This is a genomic window from Kitasatospora sp. NPDC052896, from assembly GCF_044547075.1.
Taxonomy (GTDB): Bacteria; Actinomycetota; Actinomycetes; order Streptomycetales; family Streptomycetaceae; genus Kitasatospora.
The window spans coordinates 1-5842 of record NZ_JBITZU010000053.1 but is presented as its reverse complement, the minus strand read 5'-3'; the positions used below and the strand labels follow the sequence as shown (position 1 = coordinate 5842).

Sequence of the window (5842 nt, the reverse complement as noted above, 5' to 3'; positions counted from 1 at the left end):
TTGTTGCGGGCGGTCAGGGTGTCGGGGTCGTCTTCGCCCAGCACCCGCACCCGATCCTTCAGGGTCTGCTCGTACAGCGGGATGGCACCTTCCAGGTCCTCCACCACATGGTAGGCGTAGGCGAGGTTGTTGCGGGAGGTCAGGGTGTCGGGGTGGTCCTCGCCCAGCACCCGCACCCGATCCTTGAGGGTCTGCTCGTGCAGGGGGATGGCACGCTTCCGGTCCCCCACCCACTCGTAGGCGCAGGCGAGGTTGTTGCGGGAGGTCAGGGTGTCGGGGTGGTCCTCGCCCAGCACCCGCACCCGATCCTTGAGGGTCTGCTCGTACAGGGGGATGGCACCTTCCAGGTCCTCCACCTCCGGGTAAGCCCAGGCGAGGATGGGCTGCTCGCGCAGGGGGAGGGCACGGTCCGGGTCCCCCAGCCACTCGTAGGCGTAGGCGAGGTTGGTGCGGGAGGTCAGGGTGTCGGGGTGGTCCTCGCCCAGAACGCGCACGCCGGCGGTCGGCACGCTGTTGTCCCCGGCGACGGCGACCGACCTGGTACCGGTCGCGCCGGCCCGCGCAGCGGCCGGCAGCACCCCTGCCAGTTCGGTGACGAGCTCCGGATCCTGCTCCAGGATCTTGCGGACCTGCAGCCGCAAGGCCGCCACCGCGTCCGGGTCCTCCCCATCTGCGGTGGCAAGGAGGGCAACGGCCGCTTCCAGCGGTTCGGGCTGCGCGGCGCGGTGCAGAATCCTGGCCAGTACCCGCTGGCCCAGGCCTACCGTGGCGTCCGCCGCCGCGTCCTGTGCCATGATGAGCACCCCCGCCCCGTACGCCCTGACCGCCGTGCTGATCACTGGCACAACCTGGCCCACGATCATCTCTATCTCGGACACAACAACCCCCTCACGCCCCTGCCGGCTCAGTGTCAGACACGCCTGAGAGCCCTGTCTGTTCGCCTGTCGCTGGTACGCCGCACCGGACCCGCTTCACGCGGGCTCCGCATGAAACCCCGTTCACCCAGGTCACCACGTCACGAGCCCTGATCCGGCCGCCCAAAGCGGCGAGACCCCGGCACCAGCCGCCCCCGCCAACCCTACCCTCCAGCGCCTCCGCCTTGATCTCCGAGCGCTGCTTCTTCACGCACTCCCACACCGCGGTCTGCCGGGCCGGCTCGACATCCCTCGTGTCCGGCTACTCGCGGCTGATGTTGGAGAGTTGCTGTTCCGCGCTGCCCAGCCAGTCCAGGTACCAGCGGGCGAACGTCACGGTCCCGCCGCTGCCGTCCGGGACCGGGGCCAGGTCGCCGTGGTCGGCGCGCTCGTCGGTCCAGATCCCGCCACGCTCAGGCCCACTGAGCACCAGCCACTGCTCACGGGCGCTGCCGAGGCTGCACAGGGGAATCGCACCGACCGTGCGATCCGGGCCCCACACCGCCTCGTTCCACCGCCCCAGGGCATCGAGGTGGGCGAGGTCGCGGTCGTCCCCCTCCTGCGGGCACTGCGCCAGCAGCGCCCGCAGGACGGCCGGCTCCAGCGGGGCTGCGGGGAACGGCTCGGCCAGTCGGGAATAGTCCGCCGTGTCCGCGTTGTGCCCCGACCACAGCGGGTACCCGGGCCTCAGCTGTGCCGTGTAGATGCCCCAGCCGGGGCCGGCGCCGCCCGCACCCACCTGGAGCAGGAAGGTCCGGTACTCCTGCGGCAGTTCGACGCCGATTCGCTCCTCCAGCTCGGCCACGTCCGCCGGAGACAGGACCGGATCGAGCCGGAACCTGCGACTGAGCACCGGATAACGCAGCGCCTGCGTCGGGACGACGACACCCGACAACGCTTCGACCCGCTCCCGCACACCGCCCCACAACTGATCACCCACACCGCGGATCGTAGCCGGCTCCCGGACCGCTCGGGGAAGGCCGTCGGGCACCGGCTCGACCGCTCACGGCTGGCGGTCCGGTCGTTGTGACGCACGATCACCGTGCCGGACGAGCCCGCGCTCGGCCTGTCGATGGCACCTGGCATGCTGGCCAAATGTTCGCCACCCACTCCGACCTGGGCCATCCAGACCCGGGCCGTACCGCCCCTGCTCCTGCCAACTCACCCACCCCCGACGTCACTTCGTCGCTGAGCGGTGACTTCGAGGTGCACCTCACCGTGGGGGCGGCGGATGCCGACGGGCTCGCCGACTGGTCGGCGGAGCACGGGCTGAAGTTCACGCACATCCTGCTCGCTCGAGGCGCCACCGTCTCCCAGCCCATGCTCACGCTGCGCGCGTCCGGCTCCTTCGACGACGCCGCGGCGGCCACGCAGCGCATGGCCGGACGACTGGTCGAGGCGGGGTTCGGGGTGCTGCGGGTGAAGATCGAAGCCGCACCCTGGGCCGAGGGCGTGCCACAGTCGGACGCCGACGGGGCCCGTCTCGGCGCACACCGATACTTCGAACACCACGTCAAACTGCTGCTCTCCGAAGTCGAGTCCACTGATGGCCTGGCCGAGCTGGCCGTCCGCCACGGCGCCCACCTCTCCCGCAACGCCCGCCGAGTGCGCGCCGACGGGCTACGGGAAAGGTTCGTGACACAGCGCTGCCGACTGGTCGGCCTGGCCACCGCCGGCCTGCGGCTCGACGCCCTGCTCGCCGAACTCGCCGCCGACGGGCGCCGCACGGCCTCGGTGGAGCGGGAGTTCGTGGCCCTGGACACCGATGAGACACTCGACGCGGGCTGGATAGACGAGCACGCCACCGGCGACGAAGACCGCACCACCGCGCACCACCGACAGGGAGCACTGCGATGACCAGCGACCAGGCCACGCCCGCCGGAGCCGACCGGCCTGCTCCCACCGCCGACTGCGAGGGTGCCGAATACGAGCCGGGGGAGCAGGTCCTGCTCCCCGAGCAGGCCCCGAGCCAGGAGCTCCGCGAGCGCCTCGACCTGCCGAGGAGCGTCCGCCCGATCGACCACGAGGCGGTCACCCGGCAGCTGGTGTTCGACCCGGCCCTCCCCGGCTACGCCCGGGCTATGCGCCCCGGCGAGCCCACCTTCGCCGACCCCGAGGTGGCCGGGCACTGGTTCGCTGCCCGCCGGGAGGCGCTGGACACGGTGCTGTCCGCCATCGCGCAGTCCGCCTGGGCCGAGCACCTGGTGCTGCGCGGCAGCATCCTGCTGCGCGCCTGGTTCGGCGACGCCGCACGGGAGCCCGGTGACCTGGATTTCGTCGTCCGACCCGACGACTGGAAGCTGAACGACCCCCGCACCGAGGAGCTGCTCGGCGAGATCGCCGCCGGTGCGCAGCGGCTCTCCGACCAGGCGCGGGTGCGGGTGCACGGCGACCAGGCAGCGGCCAACGCGATCTGGACCTACGGACGGGTGCCGGGACGCCGCCTGGTGGTGCCGTGGAGCGCGCCGGGCATGCCGGGCGGTACCGTCCAGCTGGACTTCGCCTTCACCGAGCAGCTGCCCGTCGAGCCGCGCTCCGAACAACTGCCCGGCGTCAGTGCGCCGTTGCTCACCGCCACCCCAGGGCTGTCGCTGGCCTGGAAGATCCTCTGGCTGATCTCGGACAGCTACCCGCAGGGCAAGGACCTGTACGACGCCGTCCTGCTCGCCGGGTCCGCCGAGGTGTCGTACGAGCTGCTGCGGCAGGTGTTCGCACTGGCGGACACCAACAGCCACTGGCCGTTGCTGCCCGAGGCGATCACCGACCTCGACGTCGACTGGGACGAGTTCGCCAAGGACTACCCGCACCTGGCCGAGGACGGCGAGGAGTACCCGGACAGGCTGCTGGCCGCCCTCGCCCCGACCTTCGAGAACCGCAGCGACTACTCCCTGCGCGCCCAGTGGCTCGCGCCACTGATCGAGGAGCTGCGGGAGGTCGTGGCCGCGCACGGGATGGATGCGGTACAGGCTCGGTTGGCCAAGAAGAAGTACCTGCCGCTGGACACCATCCTGGTGATCGTCAGCGAGTTGTTGGGCGGCGATCTCGCACAGGCCCACCAGGCGGTGGCCGACTGGTAGGACGGTTCGTCCTTGCCCTTGCCGAGAACCTCATCCGCCCTGGTGAGACGCAGTGTGTGAGGGTGCACGAGTGTCGACCTCGTCGGTCGGGTGGGCGCTCTGGCAGAGCCGACGAGCTCCGCGGCATGATGACCGACCGTGCTGCTACGACTGGCGTACCTGGGTGTGACGAACGCGTTCGCGATGCTGCGACCGCTGCCGATGAGCGACCGCGAGAAGGACGCGGAGATCCTCGCGCTGCGCCATCAGATCACCGTGCTGGAGCGGCAGTTGAGCGGACAGCGCGTACGGTTCGAGGCGAGCGACCGGGCCTTTCTGGCAGCACTGCTGCACCGGATGTCGACGCACGCGCTGCACCGGATGCGCTTGATGGTACGGCCGGACACCGTTCTTCGCTGGCACCGCGACCTGGTCGCCCGCCGTCACGCTGCCCGATCCCGTCCGAAGCACGGAGGCCGACCGCGTACCGTACGCTCCATCCGCGCCTTGGTTCTGCGCCTGGCCGCAGAGAATCCGGGGTGGGGGTACCGGCGCCTCCACGGCGAGCTGCTGGTCCTCGGCGTGAAGGTGGCCGCGTCCACGGTGTGGGAGATCCTGAAGGAGGCCGGGATCCCACCAGTGCCTGAGCGAACCTCCACCACCTGGGCGGACTTCCTGCACTCCCAGGCCGACGCGCTCCTTGCATGCGACTTCTTCGAGACGGTCACTCTGTCCGGGGCCCGCTTCTACGTGTTCGCGGTGATCGAGCACGCGAACCGCCGGATCCGGATCCTGGGCGCAACCGCGCATCCGACCGCGTCCTGGGTGACCCAGGCCGCGAAGAACCTGGTCATGGACCTCGAGGACGCCGGCTGCCGGGCCCGCTACCTGATCAGGGACCGCGACGGGAAGTTCCCGCAGCTGTTCGACGCGGTACTCAAGGACGCGGGCATCGAGGTGGTACTCAGCGGCGTCCGGATACCGAGAATGAACTCGGTCATGGAGCGGTGGGTGCAGACCTGCCGCCGTAAGCTGCTGGACCGGACATTGATCTGGGACCAGCGTCATCTCCTTCATGCCCTATGCGAGTTCGAGACGTTCTACAACGAGCATCGGCCACACCAGAGCCTCGCCAACGCCCGCCAGCTCCACCCGTTCCCCGACCCGATCCAGGATCCGGACCGGATCGCCCATCTGGGCATACGACGGCGTGACCGGCTCAGCGGCCTCCTCCGCGGGCATCAACATGCTGCCTGAACAGGACGGATGAGTTTTTCGGCAACGACAGGGTCAACAACGGTGCGTGGCAGCACCACTGGGACCAGACTCACGGGGTCGGCCCACATTCCGGCCTGCGGGCTCGGTGAACTTCGAGTTCCCGGGGCGGAGTCGGACTTCGCTCATGGCCCGGTCGGATGTCGATTCCCCGGCACGCGGGGGAATTCACCGCGCGGGTGGTGCGGGCGCAACGTCGGAATTCACGGAACGGGTGTTACTGATGCTGGGTCCGCCGCTATTGTGGCCAGGTGGGGACAGGTGGGCCTTCTGCCAGCTGGTCCCCGAGAGCGGGCCTGCCGGGTCCGCCGGGAGCACGCTGGTCCCCAGCAAGATCGTTTATGGGTGTTCGCAGGTGGCTCGTTTCCCTGACGGGGCGTCACACGAAAGGCCGCTGACCTGGGATTTCTCCCGGCCAACGGCCTTTCCGACTCACGTCGGGACGACAGGATTTGAACCTGCGACCCCTTGACCCCCAGCGGCCGAACGGGTGTCTGACTAGTGTTCACCAGTCCGAATCGCGCAGGTCAGGGCCTATCCCATCCGCCCCGCGTGACACCTGATACCCGCTCATGACACCCCATCCGTGAGAGGCGC

General features: G+C 69.9%; 5 protein-coding genes. 3 read left to right on the top strand and 2 right to left on the bottom strand.

Going from position 1 to position 5842, the window contains the following annotated elements; translation table 11 throughout:
- Positions 1–878, bottom strand: an 878-nt coding sequence (locus ACIGXM_RS36985) for a tetratricopeptide repeat protein (protein ID WP_396568517.1), incomplete at its 3' end; no start/stop codon positions are given.
- A gap of 298 nt (positions 879–1176) precedes the next feature.
- Positions 1177–1854: an SMI1/KNR4 family protein gene (locus tag ACIGXM_RS36980; RefSeq protein WP_396568516.1), complete on the bottom strand. Its 678-nt coding sequence runs from the start codon at positions 1852–1854 to the stop codon at positions 1177–1179.
- Between the two features lie 155 nt (positions 1855–2009).
- Here ACIGXM_RS36980 and ACIGXM_RS36975 point away from each other — a divergent pair, with 155 nt between their 5' ends.
- The 3 genes from ACIGXM_RS36975 (at position 2010) to ACIGXM_RS36965 (ending at position 5227) form a co-directional block, all read left to right on the top strand.
- Entirely contained in the window at positions 2010–2771 is a 762-nt protein-coding gene (locus ACIGXM_RS36975; protein WP_396568515.1) for a hypothetical protein, read from the top strand.
- The gene (locus tag ACIGXM_RS36970; protein ID WP_396568514.1) at positions 2768–3991 is read left to right on the top strand and encodes a nucleotidyl transferase AbiEii/AbiGii toxin family protein; all 1224 of its coding nucleotides are present in this window, start codon (positions 2768–2770) and stop codon (positions 3989–3991) included. Before ACIGXM_RS36975 ends, ACIGXM_RS36970 begins: the two co-directional genes overlap by 4 nt.
- Positions 3992–4129: 138 nt before the next feature.
- Positions 4130–5227: an integrase core domain-containing protein gene (locus ACIGXM_RS36965; RefSeq protein WP_396568513.1), complete on the top strand. Its 1098-nt coding sequence runs from the start codon at positions 4130–4132 to the stop codon at positions 5225–5227.
- Positions 5228–5842 lie beyond the last annotated feature (615 nt).

Bases quoted from the DNA above. Each gene is read 5' to 3' on its own strand.
- ACIGXM_RS36975 (WP_396568515.1), top strand. From the start codon at position 2,010: ATGTTCGCCACCCACTCCGACCTGGGCCATCCAGACCCGGGCCGTACC.
- ACIGXM_RS36970 (WP_396568514.1), top strand. From the start codon at position 2,768: ATGACCAGCGACCAGGCCACGCCCGCCGGAGCCGACCGGCCTGCTCCC.